This window comes from Shewanella sp. 10N.286.52.E4, from assembly GCF_041468785.1.
Classification (GTDB): Bacteria; Pseudomonadota; Gammaproteobacteria; order Enterobacterales; family Shewanellaceae; genus Shewanella; species Shewanella electrodiphila.
In genome coordinates this window covers 188,993-207,758 of the sequence record NZ_JBFRJJ010000024.1, presented here as the reverse complement: position 1 = coordinate 207,758, position 18,766 = coordinate 188,993, and the positions used below count along the sequence as shown (strand labels likewise).

General features: G+C 38.5%; 15 protein-coding genes and 2 tRNA genes. 4 read left to right on the top strand and 13 right to left on the bottom strand.

Features of this window, described 5'->3' with window-relative positions; genetic code table 11:
• Positions 1-98: 98 nt before the first annotated feature.
• From AB4153_RS14800 to dnaQ, 6 genes are all read right to left on the bottom strand, one after another.
• Positions 99-2,048, bottom strand: a complete 1,950-nt coding sequence (locus AB4153_RS14800) for a sodium:proton antiporter (RefSeq protein ID WP_102528758.1) — start codon at positions 2,046-2,048, stop codon at positions 99-101.
• A gap of 250 nt (positions 2,049-2,298) precedes the next feature.
• Positions 2,299-2,375, bottom strand: a tRNA-Asp gene (locus AB4153_RS14795).
• A gap of 61 nt (positions 2,376-2,436) precedes the next feature.
• A tRNA-Asp gene (locus tag AB4153_RS14790) sits at positions 2,437-2,513 on the bottom strand.
• A gap of 442 nt (positions 2,514-2,955) precedes the next feature.
• Entirely contained in the window at positions 2,956-4,176 is a 1,221-nt protein-coding gene (locus AB4153_RS14785) for a DcaP family trimeric outer membrane transporter (protein WP_371997978.1), read from the bottom strand.
• A 333-nt stretch (positions 4,177-4,509) separates the two neighbouring features.
• Positions 4,510-5,820: a TIGR03503 family protein gene (locus AB4153_RS14780; protein WP_229370289.1), complete on the bottom strand. Its 1,311-nt coding sequence runs from the start codon at positions 5,818-5,820 to the stop codon at positions 4,510-4,512.
• 23 nt (positions 5,821-5,843) lie between these two features.
• On the bottom strand, positions 5,844-6,578 hold the full coding sequence (gene dnaQ / locus AB4153_RS14775) for a DNA polymerase III subunit epsilon (protein WP_371997976.1): 735 nt from the start codon (positions 6,576-6,578) through the stop codon (positions 5,844-5,846).
• Between the two features lie 73 nt (positions 6,579-6,651).
• Here dnaQ and rnhA point away from each other — a divergent pair, with 73 nt between their 5' ends.
• Entirely contained in the window at positions 6,652-7,125 is a 474-nt protein-coding gene (gene rnhA / locus AB4153_RS14770) for a ribonuclease HI (RefSeq protein WP_102528755.1), read from the top strand.
• A gap of 7 nt (positions 7,126-7,132) precedes the next feature.
• Here rnhA and AB4153_RS14765 read toward each other — a convergent pair whose 3' ends face one another.
• Entirely contained in the window at positions 7,133-7,864 is a 732-nt protein-coding gene (locus AB4153_RS14765) for a class I SAM-dependent methyltransferase (RefSeq protein WP_248955311.1), read from the bottom strand.
• A 367-nt stretch (positions 7,865-8,231) separates the two neighbouring features.
• On the opposite strand from AB4153_RS14765, the gene gloB reads away from it, so the two are divergent.
• Both gloB and AB4153_RS14755 read left to right on the top strand, forming a co-directional pair.
• Positions 8,232-9,023 (top strand): hydroxyacylglutathione hydrolase, encoded by a 792-nt coding sequence (gene gloB, locus AB4153_RS14760; RefSeq protein WP_371997973.1) that lies wholly within the window; start codon positions 8,232-8,234, stop codon positions 9,021-9,023.
• A gap of 143 nt (positions 9,024-9,166) precedes the next feature.
• Positions 9,167-10,684, top strand: coding sequence for a LysM peptidoglycan-binding domain-containing protein (locus AB4153_RS14755; protein WP_371997971.1), 1,518 nt, complete (start codon positions 9,167-9,169; stop codon positions 10,682-10,684).
• 154 nt (positions 10,685-10,838) lie between these two features.
• Here the strand turns inward: AB4153_RS14755 and AB4153_RS14750 are convergent, their stop codons facing one another.
• From AB4153_RS14750 to AB4153_RS14740, 3 genes are read right to left on the bottom strand one after another with little or no spacing between them, the layout of a single operon-like run.
• Positions 10,839-11,381: a BsuPI-related putative proteinase inhibitor gene (locus AB4153_RS14750; RefSeq protein WP_102528751.1), complete on the bottom strand. Its 543-nt coding sequence runs from the start codon at positions 11,379-11,381 to the stop codon at positions 10,839-10,841.
• On the bottom strand, positions 11,381-13,198 hold the full coding sequence (locus tag AB4153_RS14745; protein WP_371997970.1) for an AsmA family protein: 1,818 nt from the start codon (positions 13,196-13,198) through the stop codon (positions 11,381-11,383). The genes AB4153_RS14750 and AB4153_RS14745 overlap by 1 nt, the downstream gene beginning before the upstream one ends.
• Before the next feature lie 58 nt (positions 13,199-13,256).
• On the bottom strand, positions 13,257-13,751 hold the full coding sequence (locus tag AB4153_RS14740; RefSeq protein ID WP_102528749.1) for a putative 4-hydroxy-4-methyl-2-oxoglutarate aldolase: 495 nt from the start codon (positions 13,749-13,751) through the stop codon (positions 13,257-13,259).
• A 172-nt stretch (positions 13,752-13,923) separates the two neighbouring features.
• On the opposite strand from AB4153_RS14740, the gene AB4153_RS14735 reads away from it, so the two are divergent.
• Positions 13,924-14,244: a hypothetical protein gene (locus AB4153_RS14735; RefSeq protein WP_371997968.1), complete on the top strand. Its 321-nt coding sequence runs from the start codon at positions 13,924-13,926 to the stop codon at positions 14,242-14,244.
• Between the two features lie 298 nt (positions 14,245-14,542).
• Here the strand turns inward: AB4153_RS14735 and AB4153_RS14730 are convergent, their stop codons facing one another.
• From AB4153_RS14730 to AB4153_RS14720, 3 genes are all read right to left on the bottom strand, one after another.
• Positions 14,543-16,189 carry a methyl-accepting chemotaxis protein gene (locus tag AB4153_RS14730; protein WP_371997967.1) on the bottom strand — a complete coding sequence of 549 codons (1,647 nt, stop codon included), beginning with the start codon at positions 16,187-16,189 and terminating at the stop codon, positions 14,543-14,545.
• Between the two features lie 505 nt (positions 16,190-16,694).
• The gene (locus AB4153_RS14725; protein ID WP_102528746.1) at positions 16,695-17,849 is read right to left on the bottom strand and encodes a GGDEF domain-containing protein; all 1,155 of its coding nucleotides are present in this window, start codon (positions 17,847-17,849) and stop codon (positions 16,695-16,697) included.
• 256 nt (positions 17,850-18,105) lie between these two features.
• Positions 18,106-18,594 carry a GNAT family N-acetyltransferase gene (locus tag AB4153_RS14720; protein ID WP_229370304.1) on the bottom strand — a complete coding sequence of 163 codons (489 nt, stop codon included), beginning with the start codon at positions 18,592-18,594 and terminating at the stop codon, positions 18,106-18,108.
• Positions 18,595-18,766 lie beyond the last annotated feature (172 nt).

Here is an 18,766-nt window from a genome sequence, read left to right as displayed (position 1 = left end):
ATATAAGCATTTGAATTAATTCAAATTCTTATACTAAAAGGCTTCGTTAACACGAAGCCTTTTTTGTTACTGATTATTGATTCATTATAAACTGACTTTTATTCCTGAGGCTTTTGTTGACTGTTGGACGGTTTTTTATCCGTTGCTTGCGTTTCATTTTGCTCAGCTTGTTGTTTTTCCGCTTGCCCTTTTTCTGCTAGCAGTTTTGCTTCTCTATCAGCCACTTCTTTTAAGTTACGTTGGATGACATCCTGCTCTTGGGCCTCTTGTGGTAACAAGCTGATGAGCTCGATGCCTATCGGTAAGTCTTGCTCAATACCTGAGACAATTTTTACTTTTTGATCTTTAGTCAAATAAATTAATGGCATTGCAGTTTCGCCATAACGAGATTTAAAGTCTTCCAACGTAAAGTTTTCAGTGATGTTAGTCACCTTGATGACCGCACCTTTAGCCATATAACTGGCAATTCGTGCATATGAGACAGACTCACCAAATAAGCATAAACGTTGTAAATATGATTCAGACAATTGATGTCTAGCACTTCCGCCTTCAGCATTATTTAAACCATAAACTTTTTCACTGCCAAAATAGTCCTGAAAATGAAAACTCACTAGTGGGTTTAATTGTCGATAAGGTGACAGGATTAGTACTCGGCCTATACCGCTTAAGTCCATAAAGTTATCGGCATGCTCTGAAGCTGGGTTGCCAAAATACACTGGAATATTTGCCATACGCGCTTGACGAATATTATCCCAGTTATTATCAGCAAGCATGACTTTGACATTTTTCTCAGTTAACACTTTAGCTAACTCACGTGAAAATTTAGATGCGCCAAATAACAGTAAACCTTGTGATGAATCCGCTTTAACGCCTAAAAATTTTGCCCATGGGCCTGCAGTCAAACTTTGAATAACGACTGTACCGATAATAATTAAGAAAACTAATGGCACAATTGAGCTCGCGCCGTTAACCCCAATAGCTTCTAGCTTTATCGCAAATAGTGATGAGATAGCCGCTGCAACAATACCGCGCGGTGCAACCCAACTTAAAAACCATTTATCAGAGCGGGACAAGTTAGTGCCAATGCCTGAAATCCAAATGCTTAATGGTCTCGCCACCAGCATTACAACCATTAATACACCAATACCACCCCAACCCAGATCTAACATGGCTGTTGAATTTAATCTTGCAGCTAATAAAATAAAAAGTGCAGAAATTAACAGCACCGTTAAAGTTTCTTTAAACTCTAAAATATCCGCAATATCCACGCCGCGCATATTGGCCAGCCAAATTCCCATTACGGTTACAGTCAGCAGACCTGATTCTTCTTGAATTAAGTTAGAACCAACAAACATGCCTAGCATGATGGTTAGCACAGCCGTATTTTTAAGATAATGGGGAAAGACATTGGTTCTTAACGCGACACCAATTAAATAGCCAGCTATAGCGCCCAAGCCAAAACCCAGTAGTAAAGTAATACCTAATGCAGACAATACATGAGTGGTTGGGTCTGCTGCGGCAGCAACTGCGATATATTCATAAACTAAAACCGCAAGAATAGCGCCAATTGGGTCTATCACAATGCCTTCCCATCGCAATATACTGGCAAGGTTTGATTTAGGCCTTACTGTACGAAGCATAGGGACAATAACCGTTGGCCCTGTTACCACAACTAAAGCGCCAAATAACAGTGCCATAGGCCATTCAAAGCCCAATAACCAATGTGCAGCAGGAGCAATACATGCCCAAGTGATAAAAGCACCAAAAGTGACTAAATTCGTCACCATGCGGCCGTGATCTTTAATTTCTTTAAAGTTAAGCGTTAATGCGCCTTCAAACAGGATGACTGCAACCCCTAAAGAAATAATAGGAAACAGTAAATCACCAAAAATGGCGTCTGGATTTAAAATGTCTAAACCGGGTCCTAACAAAAGTCCACACAGCAATAACGGTAAAATTGCAGGTAATCGTAACTTCCAGCCGATCCACTGACACAATAAAGACAACACACCAATGAGTGCGAGCATGCCTGTGATGTGTTCCACCATGTATATATCCTTATAAAAGCGCTAACGTGCTTAGCTGTATCTTTGCCGATGTTCTTTGTATTTTACTTACAGTAATAAAATACTAAATACCTAAGTAGAGCAAGTGATAATTAATAGATTAGACGCATTTAATTAAAGATTCATTAACATCATAAGGTGTTGATTTGAAATACGTAAAAATTAAGCAAACTGTGAAAGGTAAATTTTGAACACAAAAAAGCCCTTGTCATATGACAAGGGCTGATCTGTTTGGCGGAGCGGACGGGACTCGAACCCGCGACCCCCGGCGTGACAGGCCGGTATTCTAACCAACTGAACTACCGCTCCTAAACTGTGCTATCTGTTATGAACAGTATCAAACAAATAAACATAATCTAAGTAACTTAACTGGCGGAGCGGACGGGACTCGAACCCGCGACCCCCGGCGTGACAGGCCGGTATTCTAACCAACTGAACTACCGCTCCACTTAAGTTGCGAAGAATAATAGAGATGTCGTCAAAAACCGTCAACCGTTTTTTTTATTTTTTTGTCTGTTTAGCCAAAAAATGTTCAACCAAGCTTAATTCATGAGCTTTTTGGATGTAAATAAACCAGTTTAGTGCCCTTCTTGTGATGTCATTATTTTCATCAAACGATAAAACTCATATCCAATAAATATCTAATCAGTAATTAACCACGGGGTTACTCTCTTTTTTCAAAAGAAGAACCTATTTATTGATAAATACTTAATCAAGCGTGAATACTTAATCAAGCGTGAATACTTAAGCAAGCTTGAGTCCATAGCTGATCTACTGTCTGGTCAGCTATAGACTTTTATAGCTTGATAAGCTGCTTTAAAGCTCCTATCAATACTGCTTTTAAACATGAAAAAGCTAGCATTAAAGTGAGCCACAAAACGTTAAGCAGTTACAATACGTATTTAGCTGAAAACATAATGCGATTTAACTCTCCTTCATCGCCATTTTCTTTACTGTTTTTAGCGTACATGTACTCAACACCTACTGTCAGAGGCTTAACAGGTGAATAGAGTAAATTAACATAGCCAGAGTATGAGTCTTTATTGACCTCATCTGCCATCAAGCTGGTATTGTTATCAGCACTAAAGGCTGAAGCTGTTAAGCTAGTACGCCATTTATCATTCCACCAGTGACGATAAGCAATAAAACCCCCATAGGATGAAATGGTGTCAATATCGCCATCAGCATCAATAACGCCGGCATTTACATAATTTAATGCCATATAACGACCTAAACCTTCTCCATATGTCGCTGTAAACTTTAAATCATCTTTTCCGACGGGAAGTATGCCGCTAACGCTTACACCGTAACCCATAGCTGTGGCATCTAACTGAATATCATTGATTTCGGTTTCTATATTGAGCTGTCTTGCAATACCGGCAACAGAAAACTTAGCCCCCTGCTCTGTTTTAATGTTATATCGTGCGACAACGTCTGGCACCATGCCACTACCACTCACAATTCTGCTTGTACTTTGATAAGCATTTAGTGTTGTTTCGGGGTTTTCTAATGAAAATTGAAACCCACCATTGGTATATCTAACTTGCGTTTGACGAACAAACGGTGTCCCTTCAGCAGCACCAACAAAATCAAGGTTTTCAGGTAACGCTGCTGGGTTTTGAAAAGTGGTCCAAGACTGGCCTACAGTCCAATTGTCAAAACTGACAAAGGCATGACGAATACGCGGCGAATAGCTATTAGAAACACGTTCATTGCCATCAGCATGTGTCATAAAATCTAACTCAATAAAACTCGTTAATTTATGATCGTCGATACTGCTAACCGTTTTAAAATTAAATCTTGATTCCCTAGCTTGAAAATCAACAACCTGACTGCCATTACCATCAACGCCATAGATAGTGCCAGGCACATAAAACTGCCTTGAGATTGAACCAGAGTCAGGTGCGCCATTACTATAATCACTGAACATGGTATCGACTTTTATATAGCCGCCAAAGTTCACGTCAGTGTCATCAATCACTGATGCGCTTACATTTGTTGCGGCAAGTGCGCTGGCGACCACTAGCCCTATTAGGCTCAATCCTTTGTTTAATTTAAAAGATTTAACATCTGATGACTTTAGCTTGGCGTTAACTACACAGTTTTTCATTACATCACCTTATTTTTATTTATAACCTTCCATCGCATCCGTAAATGATGAAAAAGATTGGGATTTAGGAATTTTTAATATCCATGGTGTGATGATAAAACTGGAATTTGTTCCAAAATGTGGGTTACTAGAAGGTTTACAAAAAGAAACCCAGCCGTAACAAGGAAGTTAAAAGTGAGTCCCAAAGATTTGATTTTAGTGATAAATGTCGCTTTTTGGATTGGGTGCCATAATGTGAATAAGCTTTATTTAACACGCTAAATGATTAGCTAATAGAAGATTGATGGTGAGATGATTAAAAATGGAGCTAACATTGTAGCTCCACCGTAGTACTTACTTTTCGTCTGGCATGGTTAAATCAAGATCATCAATGCTTGGTTCGTCAGTATTCTCAGCACCACCCTCTTGTTCTAAACGCAGTTTTGTTGCCGCTAACGCTTTGTTTAGCGCTTGTTTCTTGCGCCAAATAATTAAACCTAGAATGCCAATCACTAATAAACTGCCGTTGATGACTAAAATCCAGAATATGGCTTTGTCTTTTGCTGCTGCCTCTTCTTGCGCTGCTTTAATCGCTGCACGCTGGGCTAACTCTTCGGCTGATGGTGGTGGCGCAGGGGGTTCAATTAAATTGAAAAACTGCTCGGGTAAGTCCAGTACAATCTCACGGCCTTCGATAGTCGTTGAGACTGCAGAGCCTTTAATTCGATAGCTGCCAAAGCCAGTGACCGATGGGATAGCGAGTAAGGTTTCAGCGAACTGAACCTCATTAAAGCTTATCGGTAACTTAAGGCCAGCGGGTCCGACAATATCAAAATGAAAATGAGTTTGTTCAAGTTGTAAAACGTCGTCATCAACGTTTAACTGAAGATGCCAAACACCGTTTAATTTATCTTCGGGTTCAATTACATCTACAGCAATCGGTTTTTCTGATAAGTAAAATGGGTAGCTAATTTCTCGTTGAAATATATTATTTCGAGCTTCAACCGTTAAGGTGTAATTCCCCCACGGTTGATTGAGGTTTTTCTTACCAGTAAAGATACCATCATCAGGTACTTCATCTAGCCCTTCGCCATTGTCTTTATAGGAACCTACGATGACAGTTCCGGTGGTAAAGTTTGCGTCAGTGTTTTTATGATGACTGGCAAACTTGACTGTCCACTCAATCATGTAATCAAGCCCGGGCAGCCTGACTGTTAATCCATCCCCTAATAAACGCGATGTCACTTTTAAACGCTCGCCTTGAAATAAAGGCTGTGGAATTGGCTCAACGTCAATTTCAAGGTTAGACACTTTTTGAATGGTTGAATTGGGCGCTAAACTGCCCAATAGCTGCCATGGACCAGGCATTGGCTTTTGGATTTTTATCATATCACCAGTCAAGCCATCAACCCATTTGACAGACTCAGGATGCCTATCGGCATACCATTTAGAACCATCGGGTAATATGACAATAACGGGCGCGGAGCCGTATTCACGTTGCACTAATAATGTCAGTTCATCGACCATATGATCAATTCTGAACCTATTTTTAAGTTCAGTGGCCTGTGTATATGGCACAGCTAACGCCGATTGAGAAAAGGTGCTCGCAATCAGTATTAGCAGTGACAATGCCAGTGACATTAAATACGGTTTAATTCCATTCATTACTTGCGCTTTTACCTTAATTTTTAGGCTTCACCTCTCCAGAGGCACTTCCCCGATTTCTTGACTAAATCAAGACGTTCGTCATGTAATACTATTTCATCGGCCGTAGCTGAGATCACTTTAAGATTAAACTCATTTTGATCAATTAATTGTATCCCGCCACCCTCTTGCCCCGCTTTTTCATTGGACAAATTAAATTTAATTTGTCCGCCCGTCATGATCAGATAAACATCTGCAAGAATTTCGGCATCTAATAACGCGCCGTGATAGGTACGACGAGAAAGATCGATACCATAACGACGACACAGGGCATCAAGGTTGTTCTTTTGCCCAGGGTGAAGATGTTTTGCAACGGTTAATGAATCGAGAATGCCACAAATATCAGCAGTTTTGGGGCCGATGGGTTGAAGATTTGCAAATTCATGATCCATGAAGCTGATATCGAACGGTGCGTTATGTGCGACGATTTCAGCGCCATCAATAAAGTCGATAAATGCTTGGGCTATTTGATGAAAACGAGGCTCTTTTGCTACTCGTTCATCAGTGATGCCATGTACTTCAATTGCTTCAGGATCAATGAGCTGACCAGGGTTAATATATTGATGGTAAGTTCTACCGGTTAATTTACGGTCAATGACTTCAACACAACCAATTTCAATAATGCGGTGACCAATATAAACAGGCCCGCCTGCTTGGTTCATACCCGTTGTTTCTGTATCTAAAATAACCTGGCGACTTGCGCTAGAAATAATATTCATAGGTAACTCAATTAATAGTTGTGTATTTAAGTATAATTGCCGCAATTAATACGTATTGTATGGTAACAATTTGATGTCAGAACTAAAACAAATCAAAATTTATACTGATGGCTCATGTCTGGGTAATCCAGGTCCTGGCGGATACGGTATTGTAATGAAATATAAGCAGCAAACCAAAGAATTGTCTGACGGATTTAAATTGACCACTAATAATCGCATGGAATTATTAGCCCCAATCATAGCATTAGAAGCCTTATATGAACCGTGTAATATTATTTTAACGAGTGATAGCCAATATATGCGTCAAGGGATCACGCAATGGATCCACGGATGGAAAAAAAGAGGTTGGATAACATCCACTAAAACACCCGTTAAGAATGTCGATTTATGGAAACGCCTCGATGCAGTCAGTCAAATTCACCAAATGGATTGGCGCTGGGTTAAAGGTCATGCTGGACACGCTGAAAATGAACGCTGTGATGATTTAGCTAGGTGGGCTGCAGAAGCTAAACCGGAGCAAGAAGATGAAAACTATAAGCCTGAATAAATTTAACTTAGTTTGGGTTATTTAATTTATTTGAATGACCCGTTCTACCTGCTGTTGATGCTGGTGCCCATTGAGGTGCCCGCGCTTTTTTCTTTTCTCTAATCGGTGTCAAAGGTGACTCCATTTTTCGCGCCACAATAAGATAAACACTGCCAATACCAGGAAGCCATCGCTCAATTCGGTTTTGCCACCAAGCACCTTGGTTAATATCGCCAATAAGTGGATGATATATAAATCGTTCATCTTGCAATATTTTATAACCCAAAAGCCCTAGCCAATCTTTGACCCTTGCAGGCATGAAGAATTGTCCAGACCAAGGAAGTTTTGTTTGATATTTAGGCATAACCTTTCCAATAAATGCAGTGCTAACCGGATTAAACCCGCAAATAAAGATATAACCACCGCTGATCATCACTCTATCGACTTCCCTAAGTAACCGGTAAGGATCTTGTTCAAACTCTATAAGAAAGCTCATTAATACCGCATCCATAGAACCACTATTGAGCGGTAAATGGTGGGGGTCAGCAATTATTGATGCTCCTTCTCCATCGTGAATAGAAAAATGACGAGCAATGTTGCAGTGTAAACTGGAGATTTGATGGCTAAGAGGGCCAAGTTTAAGTAAATGATAACCGAATATTCTTGGCCACCAACTAGCCAGTTGCTGCTCAACTGCTAATTGGATCTCATCACCACAAGGTAATTGATGCCATTGCTGCGGTTTCTCATTTTTTGACATGAACAATAACCCTTTAAGATTGTAACGCCTCACTTGAGTATAACGATTTTTGAGTTTTTTTGAACTAAAGTCCCTAAGGCGATTCAATAAATTATGCTATTGACAACAGTAGGTAAATTAAGCTGAATTTTCGAATATCTGGACTTTGGCTACCAACATGCGAGCCGCTCAAAGTTTAACGATCAATACCAATTCTGTATCAACATATGCTCTTCATTTCTAGTCTGTATTTCCGCTTTAATAGATGATTCAATCAAGGTAATTTGTTCAGATAAGGTATACAAGACTCTCAAGTGGCAGGCCATTATTTGGCGTCTTTAAGATAATCCGTTAATCTGTAGCTTCATCTATTATCAAGGTTGCTTTCATGCTCTCAGTTATTACCATCCCAGCTTTTAATGACAATTATATTTGGCTTTTCCATCAAGCTAATTCTAACAAAGCTTATGTGGTCGACCCAGGTTGTGCACAGAGTGTATTAACCTATTTAAATCAAGCTGATGCTCAAGGCAATAAACTAGAATTAGTGGGTATTTTGATTACCCATCATCATGCTGACCACACCGGTGGTATCGCTGAACTACAGCAAGCTCATCAACAGCAGTTAGCGGTATATGGCCCTAGCAAAGAAACAATTAGTGGTCTGACTCAATTAATCGAACATGATCAGACAATGTCACTACCCCATATAAGCAGCCCTGTTAAGGTCATCGAAGTGCCAGGCCATACCCTTGGTCATATTGCTTATTCAATAGAGGACACCTTATTTTGTGGCGACACCCTTTTTAGTGGCGGCTGCGGACGATTATTTGAAGGAACGGCTGAACAAATGAGGGCTTCTTTAGCGAATCTATCATCCTTAAATGCAAATACAAAAGTCTATTGCGCCCATGAATATACCCAAGCAAATTTAGCCTTTGCCATCGCTGTTGAGCCGAATAATAGTGCACTGCAGCAATATCAACAGTCAGTTCACAAGGCAAGAGAGAACAACATTTCAACAATCCCTACTACTATTGCAACAGAATTAGCAATTAATCCATTTCTGAGAAGTAATTGTACAGAAATCAAACAATCTATTTCTGAGCAATTTAATGTAGAGAATCCGACCGATTTACAGACATTTACCCTATTAAGACAATGGAAAAATAATTTTTAAAAATACTGACAAAGCCAAGCAAACGTAACTAAGCAAAGACATTAAGCGTGTTTTGCTCTACAATGCCGCTTTAATTTTGACCAATACTTTAGGCTTACAACCTTGTTGAGCCTGTTTTGCAAGACTTAGGAATATTGTTTTTGATGCACAAATCTTTATATATTTTTATTGGTGGAATGGCCTTTTTAACAGGTTGTCAAACTCTTACAACACCAAAACCGACCCCAGAGCCGATTGCTATTCAAAAGCCTGTAGAGCCTGAAGACACTATCGTAAAAGTTGAAAAACCAGTTGAAATTACCGATGTATGGCAGCGTATTAGCCTACAAATGGAAATGCCGATAGATGATCATAAACTGGTTAATCAGTATCGTGACTGGTATCTGGCTAACCCTAGACATTTGGAAATTGTTTCAAAACGTGCTGAGCCATATCTTCATTACATTGTAGAAGAGCTAGAAAAACGTGATATGCCAATCGAAATCGCGTTATTACCTATTGTAGAAAGCTCATTCGACCCTTCAGCTTATTCAGCAAGTGCTGCGTCTGGACTCTGGCAATTAACCTCACCTATCTCCAATCATTTTGGCGTAAAGAGTGACTGGTGGTACGACGGTCGCCGTGATGTGCCAGCTGCAACGATTGCCGCATTAGATTTTCTTGAATACCTGTACGACCGTACAGGCGAGAACTGGTTGTATGCCATTGCAGCTTATAATACTGGTGAAGGCCGTGTAAATAATGCAGTGCGCCGTAATAAAGCTGCAGGTAAAAGCACAGAGTTTTGGGCTTTATCATTACCTAGAGAAACACAGCGCTATGTCCCGCAGTTAATTGCCTTATCTGACGTTATTAAAAATGCTGAAAAATATGGCATTAATCTAACACCTATCAGTAATGAACCTCATATCGCCATCGTTGATATCCAAAGTCAGATGGATTTAAAGCTTGCTGCTGATTTAGCAGATATGAATATTAATGAGCTTAAAAGTTTAAATCCTGGGCTTGACCGCTGGGCGACATCACCTGATGGTCCCCATACTTTGGTTGTGCCTTACGACAAAAAAGATGTTTTTGAGCAAAAGCTTGCCCAATTAGATCCAAAATCAAAGCTAAATTGGCATCGCTATAAAATTCAATCTGGTGATACGGTCAGTCACATTGCGAAACGTTTCGATACTTCACCCTCGTTTATCCGTTCTAGTAATAACCTAAAGAACAACAATATCCGTGCTGGCCGATATCTTATAATTCCAGTTCCACCTGAAGGGGCTGATTTAACAACCGATGAGCTATTAGCACAAAACCAGTTAACACCTAAAGCGATGACGTATACCGTTAAGTCTGGCGATTCATTATGGGTTATTGCACGTCAGTTTGATGTCTCTGTAGATGCGTTAATTCGCTGGAATAGATTACCTAAAAATGGCGCATTAAGCATAGGTAAAGTACTGACGATTGGCAGTACAACGTCTAGTAATGCCACAGAGCGTACGGTTAATTATAAAGTGCGTTCAGGGGATTCTTTAGCACGTATCGCTAGTCGGTTTAATGTTTCTGTCGATGACTTAATCAAGTGGAATAAGCTGCATAACACTAAGTACATTCAACCAGGTCAAATGTTAAGACTCGTTGTTGATGTGAGTAAAGTGAACGCGTAACATTGTTAATCTAATGAAGTGAAGATTGTCGATGAATGCCGCATTCTATAATCTAGCATTCATTAACATTCAATAGCACAACTAATAAAAACGGCCAGTGAAATCACTGGCCGTTTTTTATTTCATGCATACTAAATCAGTTCAATAAGCTATTTTATTTAACGATAAGCGGCGTTGAACCTGCATTGATTAACGGTAAGCTACTGCCTTCGGCTTTACCTGCAAATTTTACTTCAAAGCGATAACCAGGGCCTGAAACTTTTTCCATAATCGCAGCAGGAACACTGAATCTAGATTTAATCGTTTGTGCTGGTGCTAACGTCACATCTCTTAACGCTTGGGTGTACATCATATCTTGCGATGATGACCATACCTTTTGCCCTTTAGGATCGTATAACCACAAATCAGCTGTCATTCCCGAATTAAATCGTAGATTAACACTACGACTTTGGCTGTTAGTGACTGTATGTGTCAATGACATTGCTTTACTTGGATCGGTATATTCTTTAGCTTCTAAAAAACCTACTAACAGTGTTTCAGCCATTGTTGAGACTCCAGCGCCTAACATAATTGTTTTGGCTTGCATTACGGGTTTTACCTCTGCCGCTGCCTCTTTGCTGTTTTGTGCTGTAACATCGGTACTTGTCGCACTACAACCTACTAACAGTAAACTTAAGCAACCTATAAAACGTTTCATTAAAACCCTCCTAATTTTTTAAACAAGCTATCTTTTAGTTTATCAGTTTCACCTTTTAACTTAGCATCAAACAATGCGCTAGTATCAATACCAAATTTAGGGTCTTGCATACTGCCTTTAATGGTTAAAGGTATATCCACACCAGCTAACGCATCGCTGCCACCGCCTTGACCAGCAAGTGAACCAACGACAGATGTCGTAAGTTTATAATCAACAGTTTGCGAGTCAATATTGGCACTACCATTACCAGCTAAACGTATTAATGGCGAAGCCATTGATAAATCTGGGTTAGTAAATACCGCATTTTTCAGTGAATAAGAACCGGTTAAACTGGTGAAGTCAGTTTTGAGTTCTTCATCATTTTTAGCTGATAAATCCCCTTTTAACTTATCTTGAGCACTACGGATCATTTGCGGAATATTCACCCCGTAAAGCGAACCATCAGCAATAGCAAAATCACCATTTGCTAATAGGTTTTTCTTCAAGTTGTCAGGGATTAAACTCTTACCAGAACCTTTGACATTAAAGTTTGCAGCGCCAGAAATTAAATCAATATCAGCAGCATCTTTTAATAGCGGACGGAATTGTACCCCTGAAAGCGTTTGCTCGAAATTGTAACTTGCCACTTTTTGGCGTCCATCAAGTTTTGCTTTAGCTGTGATACTACCCTCGTACAAATTAGCTGAAAAATCACTCAGATTAGCAATACCATCTTTCACAGTCGCTTTCATTTTCCAGTCTTGAGTTAATAAATTTGAAACCTTTATCGACTTAACCGTCATGCCTAAGGTTAAATCAATCGTTTTAAGCGCCGATAAATCGGGCTCCTCGGCAGGTGTTGTTGAAGCAACTTGCTCTGTTTCTTTGGTTTCAGTTTGTTCACTTGCTGGCATTATGGAATCAAGGTCTATATCACCAAAATCCATCTGCACATTAATTTTCGGGATCTTATTGCCATAGTTCACTTTGATGTCACCAGTAGCATTAATATCCATTGCTGACAGCTTACTAATTGCAACCTGAAGTGTTTGCGAATCAAGTGCAACATTAATATCAGTGACTAGTTGGGTTGATAACTTCTTATTGGGGATACTGTCACCGGCTACATCAGTATTGATAGAAAAACCACTTATCATCACTTTCGATAAATCATGTTGCACAGTCAATTGGCCTTCACCGTTACTATTTACCGTCATATCAGGCATCTGCGCTGAAAAGTCATAAGCAAAATCAGCAGCATTGCCTAACGAGAACTCACCTAAGGTTAAGCTATTTAACATGAAGACTTGTTTGGTATCACTAATCTCATCAATGAGATTAATCCTAGTATTGGTAATTGATACGCCACCGATTTGTAGGCTTTGAAGTTGCAAATCGCTTTTTTCTGAAGGTGCGGCCTCTTCTTTAGGTGCTGTGGCAGCCTTGTCACCACTAAGACCATCTAAACTGTTAGCGCCATCTTTTTTTGTCACCATGTTAAGTGTCAAACCATCTAATGAAAGCATGGCAATTTCAACTTCTTGGCTTAACAGCGGCATCAATGCCACATTGGCAACCGCTTCATTGATTTCAACAAAAGTCGCTGGGGCGAAGTTCTCAGGGTTGGACAATGTTATTCCGCCCAAGTTAATGCCGATAGAAGGAAAGAAACTCCAACTTAAATCATCTTTAATAGCAAACTCACGCCCAGTTTGTTCTTTTACCGCATCTACAATTTGTGGTTTAAAACTATTGAGATCAAAAAATACCGTTAAATACACAACCAGTATTAAAATCAAACTAGCCATAATACCTAATAGCCATTTAAGTGCCTTCATGTTTGCATCCTTGTAAGCAAATTGAAATTTAATGAGAAATTCTGTTCTATATATGAGTTTAGCTTAATACCATTAAATCTAAAGGTTTTTCAGAGACTGCTATACCATTTTTATCGGCGTAAACCATCATATTAGGTTTTATTGTGACTCCAGCGATTTCAATATTCGCATTCACTAGGCCGACATCTTTTTTATCGGTTTTGATTGGGTTACTCGCAAGTGCTTGAACACCAATATCAATAGTAGCAAGGGTGCCAACATCACGCACTGCGCCATAAATAATGATCCCTTCCCATTCATTATTTGCTGCAGATTCAGCAATCATATCACCTAATAACGCACGTCGGCATGCACCGCCACCATCAACGACTAGGACTTTTCCTTTACCTGAACTGGCTAATGTTGATTTAACTTTTGAATTATCTTCAAAACACTTAACCGTCACTATTTCGCCATAAAAAATAGTTTTACCACCATATGTATTCCAATTCGATTGAACCAAAGTCAGTTTATCTTCGTAATAATCAAATAAATCAGGCAATAAATCTAACATCTCACACTCCATGTACTAATTTAATAAGACTATCATTAATATAAACGTGTATAGCTATTGAAACAATTCATTAATCTGAATAGACTGTCGCTATAGTTGATTGTTCATGGATGAAAACACTGCAATATCCTTATTGCTATTCATTAACCCACCTTTCTAAGTAGTTTTCAATATGACAGATATTAATTTACAAAATGTTATTAATGCTTTCGATGAATTAGATTTTGAAAATCGTACCACTAAGAGTTTAGAGAATGCTCGTAACAGAGTTCAAATGAAGACCTATTTGTCTTCTTTAGATTACAGCTTACGTCGTATCAAAATTCTTGAGGAAGTCGTTTCTGAGTTAGTTGAAGAAAAGCAAACCGAACTCGTAAAACAAGAGCATATTCAGACATATAAAGCCAAAGTTATTCTGCTTTCTAGAGAGTTCAAAATCTCTTATCAAGATGTGTTAAGTATTATGTTGAAATTAAAACAAGATGAGAAATGAATACAAAGTAAGTTATACACTCAACTCTGAAGATATTCATTATATTTTATTCAGATAAAACTGATGTCTTTGGGAAAATGACATTTCTGAAATACAGCATTAAATTATCTTAAATATAATCATCAATATCCGCTGTAGCAATTTACCTATCGTTAAACTCACTTAAGATAATATACCAGATAAACATATGACCTAAGTGAGTGATGACTTTTATAAAGCGAGTTAGCTTTTACAGTTAATTCTGTCATTGATAGAAAATTTGTATCAATGACACAAAAGCTGAGTATTCGAAAAGTTATTAGACTTTAAAATTACCAACAATACTTTCTAATTGAGTAGAACCTTCTGCTATTTGTATACTGCTATTAGAAAGTTGTTCATTGTGAGTTTTATTTTCAACAGACATGTCATTGATTCTTGTAATGTTCATATTAAGTTCAGATATAACAGCGCTTTGCTCTTCAGTTGCGCCAGCAATTTGAATGTTCATTTGCGATATGTCACCAATCGCTGTTTTAATCGAGTTGAGTGCAGCTTCTACTTTTTGGGTTTCTGTCACCGTTTCATCAGATTGCGTTATCGCGCGTTCGACTGACTGGTTAACATTTTCAATAGCTTCTCTGATAGCATCAATAATGCCATTAATTTCGCGGGTAGAATCTTGAGTTCGGCTCGCTAATGTTCTTACTTCATCAGCTACAACTGCGAAACCTCGACCAGCTTCACCAGCTCTTGCTGCTTCGATCGCTGCATTCAGAGCCAATAAGTTAGTCTGTTCCGCAATACCTACAATAACATCCAATATTTGCCCTATTTGGCTGGAACTGACCTTTAATCCTTTCGCTACAATTTCAGTTTGTTGAAGTTCCGTGGATAAATCGCCAATTTTCACTATCGCATTATCAACAATCTCAGCCGTTTTATCCGCTTCGCTATCAGCAACATTAGCACTTGATGCTGCAGCTTGGGCGTTTGAAGCCACTTCAGCTGCAGTCATCGACATCTCATTAATTGCAGTGGCGACATTTTCAGTTTCCATTTGCACGTTGGAAGATATTTGATTGGCCTGTGAAGAAATAGTCGATAAATCATTAGCCAGGGTATGACTCTCTGACACAGAATCCGCGACCGAGGTCACTAACTTCTGAATTTTATCAGTGAAAATATTAAAATTTTGCGCGATTTGATTTAATTCATCTTGACCAGCTTCAGACAACCTTAATGTTAAATCCCCTTCGCCTTTCGCAATATTCTCAAAAGCAGTAATGGTTTGCGACATGGGCTCAGCAATACTGCGAGTAATGACAAACAAAATAATGATGATTGGCAACCATACAATCAGTAAAAGTATTAAATATTGCATAGCAAATTCTGTCTTTTGAGCTTGGATATCATCGATATAAATGCCGGTTCCGATAATCCATCCCCATGGTTGAAAACGCTCTACCACACTCATTTTAGGACTAGGTGAATCTTGTTCTGGCTTATTCCACATATAATTCACAGTGGCATTCTTAGCGGAGTTTGTACGTTCAATCATTAACTGGAATAAAGGAACATTATCAGGATCACGCATTGATAACACGTTAGTATCGATTAATTTTTTAGCGAAAGCATGCTGCACCATTATCCCATCAAGGTTGATAGTAAAAAAATACTCATTGCCAGAATAACGTAGTTCATTTAGCGCTGTTATTGCCGCCGCCTTTGCTTCAGCCTCGGTTAATTTTCCTTCTTGTGACTGCTGATGAAACTGCGAAATAACTGAACTCGCTACCCCAACCAAAGAAGTTAACTTCGATTCTTTTTCTTGTACTAGAACATTATCAATACGATTAAAAGCGAAGAAGAACATTAGGATAGTGGCAAATGCAGCCACGATAATCATTGCTAGTAAGCGATTTGCAATGCTTGTTTTACGAAAGAAAAGATAGACAGCATTCATGATATATCACCGTATTCTTATAATAGGGATTAGATCACATGCGTGATCACTGTGAGGCTTCCCAGATCAAATACCACTTAATTAAGTTTAGAAATACCACACCTATACAATCGACCATATATGGGAATTATTTAGGGTTTAACGCTACAAATATCTAAATAAAAATATTATCGATAGATCTAGTCTGTTTTTCACACTACAACTAATGCAACAATTTAAACATCAAAGAGGCATAAAAATTGAGATAATTACTAGTGTTAACCATCTAATTTAACGACGAAAAATTTGTAATATAAAGAGTTACTATTCAGTAAAAGTAGTTGATGTATTTACATCTCGCAAGTACTTAACTGCCCGTCATGGTTAGTTATTCTTTAATTAGACAATAATATTTTATATTAGATATTAATGCTTAAATGAAGAAAATTAAAACAGAAACGCTGCTACCGCTTTATGGTTAGGGTTAGGGTTAGGGTTAGGGTTAGGGCTATAACTAGAGCTATAACTATGGCTTATCGCTATATATTTCGATTCTATTTTTACCTTTTTGTTTCGCTAGGTATAAAGCTTTATCGCCTTGATTAATTAACTCATGCATATTCAATGACTGATTTTTGTTGGTAGCTAAACCAATAGAAACGGTGACTCTTAAGTTTTTATCAGGCCAATAGAGTTTTGCCACGTCGGTTAATATTGATTCCGCAATTTGCTGTAGCTCTGACTCACTAAAGCAATGGAATACCGATAAGAACTCTTCCCCACCATATCGAATGTTCATCCCTGTATAACGTCCACAATGCTGCCTGATGATTTGTGCAACACCATAAATCACATTATCACCCACTTGATGCCCGTATACATCATTGATTGATTTAAAGTTATCTATATCAATCATGAGTAAACTCATACCTTGCTTTGATTGCTTTGCATTTTGGACAAATAGAGCTGCATTTTGGGTTAAGTAGAGTCTATTTTTTAATTCGGTTAATGGATCGGTTACCGCTTGTAGCGATAGTTTACGCTGGCTGGCTTTTAACTTAAGTTGCTGACTGCGGATTTGTGAATATTGTTCAAAACTTGTATGTGTTTCAGACTCTCGTCTTAAACAAGCAATAAGGCACATGATATAAATAGCCGACATGATAGATAAACGATCTATTTCTTCTGCAAAATCATGCTCTAACCTTAAAGGAGATATCATCCATACGTAACAAATTGCCATAAATGTAAGTGCGATAAAACTGGCTTTGAACGGCAAGCGTGACAAGGCGCCGACATAAGCCATGACCAATATACCGCCCGATTGATAGTTAAAATCCCCTCCGTGCATTGCCATTTGGCCAATATAAGTCAATGACCAATAAACACATAACACTAAAGTTAATTCAGCTAAATCTAAATGTTTTGGCGAATAACGTTTTAATAATAATAAAAGTGCCACACATAAAAAAGAAAAAAACAGGCGGGTCATTGTTGCTAGCCACGCATCTTCCTGTAAGTGCTGATAGTCAAAATAACCAAATAACAGGTATATCGGAATAACTGAAAGCACAAACCCCGAATAAGGCAACATGACTTGGTAAATGTGAAAGTGTTTAAAGCGCCAAAAGGTATATTCTGAACGATGTATTTTGGCAGAGCCTTTCAAATAATCGAACATATAAATCCCTGAGTTATTTTAAGGTTATACTTGTTTAATTTGATTGTAGGACAACTGAAATTAGGTAGCAATAATTGATCATAAAATCATAAAATAGTTATCGAAAACAATCTTTTTTGGAAATAATCTAATAGAACACGCTGTAATGACAATCTATCTGAGAGTTGTGAATTTCGATTAAAGATTGGTGCAATGGATGAAGGAGTACAGGGAACGTTGGAAAAGATCACTCGCCATTTAACAACCCGAATCTGTACTAAAACTTTTTAAGCATCCAAACATCACAGCCATCGTGAATGGTACCATCCAGAGGTTGGTTAAGATGCTCAAAACCTACTTTCTCATATAACTTAATCGCAGCGGTCATACTGGTTAGTGTATCTAAATAACATTGTTTAAACCCCATATCTTCAGCAAATTCCAAGCAAGCTTGAGTGAGTTGCATGCCTATACCTAATCCACGGCTCTCGGGTAGCAAAAATAACTTACGAAGCTCACAAGTATCTTCTGACTCATTAAAAGAAGCGACGCCACCACAACCTAAAATTTTCCCATCTAACGATGCCACTAAATAGATACTCTTATTATTGTAATGATAATGCTGACTCATTTGCTCTACTTCAGGATCTGACGGTCCAAAACCTTCGCCAATCGCACCAAATTCCTTGCCAACGGTTTTAATAATTAATGCAACTTCGCTATCTTGTTCTGCAACAATTGGTTTAATCACTATATTCATCTTCATGGTCTTTTAGTATTCCAACATTTATGACTTTTCACCTTACCAGCTAAATTTAACATTTCAAAGATTAGCGATATTCATTAATTCATATAAACATGATTATACTAAAACGAACCTTTAAAGCTCACGACGGCATCAAGTAATAGGTTTTGAGTTTTAGCTATTCTAGGCATTT

Coding starts and splice junctions, on each gene's coding strand:
- AB4153_RS14800 (WP_102528758.1), bottom strand. CDS start 2,048: ATGGTGGAACACATCACAGGCATGCTCGCACTCATTGGTGTGTTGTCT.
- AB4153_RS14785 (WP_371997978.1), bottom strand. CDS start 4,176: ATGAAAAACTGTGTAGTTAACGCCAAGCTAAAGTCATCAGATGTTAAA.
- AB4153_RS14780 (WP_229370289.1), bottom strand. CDS start 5,820: ATGAATGGAATTAAACCGTATTTAATGTCACTGGCATTGTCACTGCTA.
- dnaQ (WP_371997976.1), bottom strand. CDS start 6,578: ATGAATATTATTTCTAGCGCAAGTCGCCAGGTTATTTTAGATACAGAA.
- rnhA (WP_102528755.1), top strand. CDS start 6,652: ATGTCAGAACTAAAACAAATCAAAATTTATACTGATGGCTCATGTCTG.
- AB4153_RS14765 (WP_248955311.1), bottom strand. CDS start 7,864: ATGTCAAAAAATGAGAAACCGCAGCAATGGCATCAATTACCTTGTGGT.
- gloB (WP_371997973.1), top strand. CDS start 8,232: ATGCTCTCAGTTATTACCATCCCAGCTTTTAATGACAATTATATTTGG.
- AB4153_RS14755 (WP_371997971.1), top strand. CDS start 9,167: ATGCACAAATCTTTATATATTTTTATTGGTGGAATGGCCTTTTTAACA.
- AB4153_RS14750 (WP_102528751.1), bottom strand. CDS start 11,381: ATGAAACGTTTTATAGGTTGCTTAAGTTTACTGTTAGTAGGTTGTAGT.
- AB4153_RS14745 (WP_371997970.1), bottom strand. CDS start 13,198: ATGAAGGCACTTAAATGGCTATTAGGTATTATGGCTAGTTTGATTTTA.
- AB4153_RS14740 (WP_102528749.1), bottom strand. CDS start 13,751: ATGTTAGATTTATTGCCTGATTTATTTGATTATTACGAAGATAAACTG.
- AB4153_RS14735 (WP_371997968.1), top strand. CDS start 13,924: ATGACAGATATTAATTTACAAAATGTTATTAATGCTTTCGATGAATTA.
- AB4153_RS14730 (WP_371997967.1), bottom strand. CDS start 16,189: ATGAATGCTGTCTATCTTTTCTTTCGTAAAACAAGCATTGCAAATCGC.
- AB4153_RS14725 (WP_102528746.1), bottom strand. CDS start 17,849: ATGTTCGATTATTTGAAAGGCTCTGCCAAAATACATCGTTCAGAATAT.
- AB4153_RS14720 (WP_229370304.1), bottom strand. CDS start 18,594: ATGAAGATGAATATAGTGATTAAACCAATTGTTGCAGAACAAGATAGC.